The organism is Moraxella lacunata (genome assembly GCF_002027545.1).
In the GTDB taxonomy this organism is placed as follows: domain Bacteria; phylum Pseudomonadota; class Gammaproteobacteria; order Pseudomonadales; family Moraxellaceae; genus Moraxella; species Moraxella lacunata.
Genome location: NZ_MXAN01000131.1, coordinates 1 through 3,125 on the forward strand (window position 1 = coordinate 1; position 3,125 = coordinate 3,125).

At 42.2% G+C, this 3,125-nt stretch carries 2 protein-coding genes; one reads left to right on the forward strand and one right to left on the reverse strand.

Features of this window, described 5'->3' with window-relative positions:
• Nucleotides 1-884: 884 nt before the first annotated feature.
• The gene (brnQ, locus tag B5J94_RS13630) at nucleotides 885-2,174 is read right to left on the reverse strand and encodes a branched-chain amino acid transport system II carrier protein (protein WP_062501438.1); all 1,290 of its coding nucleotides are present in this window, start codon (nucleotides 2,172-2,174) and stop codon (nucleotides 885-887) included.
• A 193-nt stretch (nucleotides 2,175-2,367) separates the two neighbouring features.
• Here brnQ and B5J94_RS13635 point away from each other — a divergent pair, with 193 nt between their 5' ends.
• Nucleotides 2,368-3,072 (forward strand): hypothetical protein, encoded by a 705-nt coding sequence (locus tag B5J94_RS13635; protein ID WP_062501440.1) that lies wholly within the window; start codon nucleotides 2,368-2,370, stop codon nucleotides 3,070-3,072.
• Nucleotides 3,073-3,125: the final 53 nt, after the last annotated feature.

Genomic DNA, 3,125 nt, shown 5'->3' on the forward strand with positions numbered 1-3,125 from the left:
GCATTCGGGTGTTAAACTGGCAACTGTACGGTTGTTATTGATGGGTGCTTATCTGGTTTCAATGCTACAAAACGAATGTCATCTCTAGGGGCGAAACGAAAGACAGATAAGCGGGTTGGCTTATTATATCTTGTTTTGGATATACAAGGGGCGAATTACATTTGCCCTGTACGGCATATTGATTTGGGCGAATGTGATTCGCCCCTACACGTTCATCATAAAAGTTATCCCAAACAAATTAAACAAGATTTTTATTTAAAATTTAAAAAATGATTTTGCCATAAAGTGCAAATCCCACAACCCCCCCAAATTTAACCCCACCCCATGAAAAAATTACGCCATTACAAAATCGTCCGCTTTTTCTTATTTTGTCTTAATATGGATAGCATTAAGCCAGCTTATCTCGCTCTTTAACAAACCTGCATTTAGACAGCCGAGCGATTATTTTAATATTTGTGCCACAAAAACCACAAAAGACAACAAACTGTTACCACTTGTTATCCTAAAAGAGTATGAGCAGGCACCCAACGATTACCAATTATGTAAAAGTCCAACCACTTACCGCAGTCAAAATGGTTATTCTCTTAAACTTCATCAAAATCCCGACCAAACCTATTTATTAACAACATGGACAGACAGTCTTGGCGACCCCGTAGAACATCATTATAAAATTGTTGATGATAAGGTAGAGCCGATTGCATGGCGATATGGGGGCATGATATATCAAATGATGAGTTATTTTTGGGGGCTACTGATTACCTTAATCATTCATAGCATTGGCAAACGGGTGTGGGCAAAAAAGGCTTTACAGGCACATACTCAGCAATAGAAATGCCTTAATAAAAAATAAACCCCAAATATGCAAGTTTGGGGTTTATCTTGACTTATTTTTTAATTTTATCAAAAATAAGCCCTGCAATCAGCCCGACAATGGCAAATGGTAGCCACTCCATCGAATATTCTTTTAAAGGAATGTTTATGCCTGCCACAGACAGCACCGACACGACCGTTACCAAGCCAATGCTTACTCGCTTGGCAAAGACAGGTAAGGGTTTCATGATATTTAGCCCAAGCAAAATCATCGCCGTCATGGTAATCGGATACAGCACAAGCAGGACAGGAATGGATTTGCTAATGACCGCACTTAACCCCTGATTGGCAAGCACAAAGCCGATGAGCGTAAAGAGAATGACATAAGCTTTGTAGGATAAATTAACTCCGCCAATTTTGGGAAACATCTCATGAAAATACTCAGATGCCGACACGGTCAGCCCCACCGTGGTGGTCAGACACGCCAAAGACGCAATCAGCCCAAGCACCACCCCACCTGCCGAACCAAAGCCCAGCACCGCCGATTTATTCAAAATAAACGTGCCGATGTTTTGCCCTCTGCCCGCCACTTGCGTTAGCTCATCTGCCGATAGGGGCAAATGGTTGCCAATCCAGCCAAGGGACAGATAAATGAGTGCCAACGCAGACGTAGCAATCAGCCCTGCCTTGGTGGTCTCGGCAAACAGATTGGCACGCTCGCCAAGTTTTTGGCTAATGGCACTCATCACAATCACCGAAAACGCCACGGACGCAATCATATCCATGGTGTTATACCCTTCCAAAAAGCCCACAAAAAACGCCTTACTCTGATAGCCGTCTGTGGCAACGCTGGCAGGATTACCGCCCAATTTGGCAAAAGACATGACAATCAGAGCCAGCACCGTAACAAGCAAAACAGGCGTTAGCACCGAGCCGATACGGTCAACAAGCTTACTGGGATTGATAGACAGCCACAGCGATATGGCATAATAAATCACGGTGAAAATGAGTAAATTCACCCAACTTGGCGTATCCAAAAACGGCACAACCGCCATCTCATACGCCACCGCCCCTGTGCGTGGAATGACAAAAAACGGAGCGATGGTCAGATAAATCGCTGACAATAATGCCACCGAAAACCAAGGGTGAATCTTAGCAAGAGCATGCTGATAGCCACCGTCATACTTTGAACCAATCATCAAAACCGCCAAAGGCAGACCCACACCTGTCAAGATAAAACCCAACATAGCAGGGATAAAAAATTGCCCACTTTCAAAGCCCAATTTGGGTGGAAAAATTAAATTGCCCGAACCAAAGAAAAAGGCAAATAGCATAAAGCCAATGATAAGCGTGTTTTTGTTCATGATTGTTTTGTTGCCATATTTTTATAAAGATGGGCATTGTAACAATATTTTTACAAAACAAAGCTTTTTTGGGTCATTGATAATAAATTTTCATGGGTTAGTAAGAAATCATCACTCATAAATAATTTTTCTTTTTATTTTATAGTAATATTGTGGTATGATATGGTTATATTTTGAAATATTAGGATAATACATGATAAACCTTTATCAAGTCTTAGGATTGTCAGCATACGCTACGGATGTGCAAATCCGCCAAGCTCTAAACACTCATGCCCAGACCTTGGACCCCAAAGTCATCAAAGCAGTCAATGAATGGCTACTAAACCCCACCGTCCGTCCAAGCTATGACGCCAAACTACACGCCCAAGAACCTCACTTTTTTACCTCGCCACAGCCCATTCATCACAACCAACCATCACCCGAGCCAAGCTTTAACCCCTATCAAAGCCCAAGCTATGATTCTAGTGCAGATGAATATTACACGCCCTATCTATGGAACCCCAATAAAGCCACCTTTATTGCCCTAATTTTCGTGCCTGTCGCCATTTATATGCACGCTCTAAACTGGCAGGAATTGGGCGAAGATGAATTAGCACAACAAAGCAAAACTTTGGCATTTATTGTACTTGCCATCATGTTTGGCTTGGTGATTTTTGAAATGACGACAGGTATTAGCCTACCTAATGCCACAGGGCTTATCATTCTATTTGCTTGGTATTTCGGTCTTGGCAAAAAGCAGGTTGCCTATGTCAAAGATGAGATAGGTGATGAGTATGAGCGAAAAACATGGCTAAAACCCATCTTAATTAGCATTGGTGCTTTGATTGGCTTTGTCGTAACGTCTATGGCACTAGGGTATATATTTGGCTTGTTGGGATTTTTACACCCTGATTTTTAGCGTCATTGGCATTCAAATCAAAAAAAAGGGGGGCTATGAACCGCACCCCAAAA